The sequence below is a fragment of the Clostridium sp. UBA5119 genome, from assembly GCF_002414285.1.
GTDB lineage: Bacteria > Bacillota > Clostridia > Clostridiales > Clostridiaceae > Clostridium_J > Clostridium_J sulfidigenes.
In genome coordinates this window covers 15,863-17,086 of record NZ_DHYX01000041.1, presented here as the reverse complement: position 1 = coordinate 17,086, position 1,224 = coordinate 15,863, and the positions used below count along the sequence as shown (strand labels likewise).

Sequence of the window (1,224 nt, the reverse complement as noted above, 5' to 3'; positions counted from 1 at the left end):
TCAGAAGGCTTTCTTAGATAAGTCTAATATAACTAAACTTTATGTTCTAGGTAGTACATCAGCTGTAAGTGATAGTATAGTATCTCAACTAAAGAAATAGGTGATTTTATGGAAAAAAGAAATAAATGCTATAAAAAAATCATTTGTTTCTTAATTACTATAGCTTTAACACTGACAGCAAATGTTACGTTTGCTTTTGGATTTGATTCTTCAGACTATGAGAGATTTTGGATATATAAAGGTAAGCCAACTTTTAATATTGCCAATTCAAAATATGTAAATCTATCTGATACTACGTATGATGGAAGAAAAACTACTATAATTGATCGATTAAAAGGTTCTTATAGTTATAGGGAGAGAACTTCAAAAGTGAAAGATGCTGTTTATATGCAACCTTATTTTTGGGTTAATGGTATTAAAGATCCTACTAGTAAAATAGATTATACTGATATTAGCACAACAACAACAGGAGTGCCAGGTGGAAAGGTAGGATATACAAGTTGGTTCGATAGTCCATTTGCTACATTTCTTGATTATCAAACTAGATATATAGCTAACCCATCTGCTTCAGTACTAGATTGGAAATCTGCCACGAATTCAACTTTAACAAAACCAACAGATCCAGTGCAAGACTCTATAGACTATGCAAAAATTTTATTTGGTTCGAATAAAAGAGCATATATCGCTTCGACTTGGCAAGGTGGAGAACTTGCAGATGCAAAGATAGCATCTGTTTCAGCTAAAAATTCCAATATGTATTTTCCTGTTCTTTTAAACAACGGAAAAACTATTGATACTAAAGTCATGAGTGCAATTAAAGATATGGGGATTAAAGATCTCTATATAATGGGCGGTTTTGGAATATTTGACTCTACAGCAGGATTGACAAGTGGTTACAACATTGTTCGTGTAGGTGGAATAGATAGAAATGAAACTATGAAGTTTTATAACACTTTACCGAATGAAATAGATAATTTAAAATATTTACCTAAACCCGATAATAATGGCATAATTATAAGTGGAAGTGAAGTAAACAAATTATCAGCATCTAACATATCACTTATAAGAGGATGGTTAGAGAATGAAAAAAATAAGAAGGATGGAACATACCTTAATATGGCTGCTGATTTTATAATGCAATATTATAAATTTGGTAGTGAACCTCAAAAAAATTCTTTGCCTGTTTTAACTATAGGTGTTAATATGGGTAGCTATGAAGCATAT

The 1,224-nt window shown here is 31.0% G+C and carries 1 protein-coding gene; it reads left to right on the top strand.

The window, feature by feature from the left end:
• Window positions 1-108: 108 nt before the first annotated feature.
• On the top strand, window positions 109-1,224 hold a 1,116-nt coding region (locus B2671_RS06155), incomplete at its 3' end, for a hypothetical protein (RefSeq protein ID WP_414632618.1).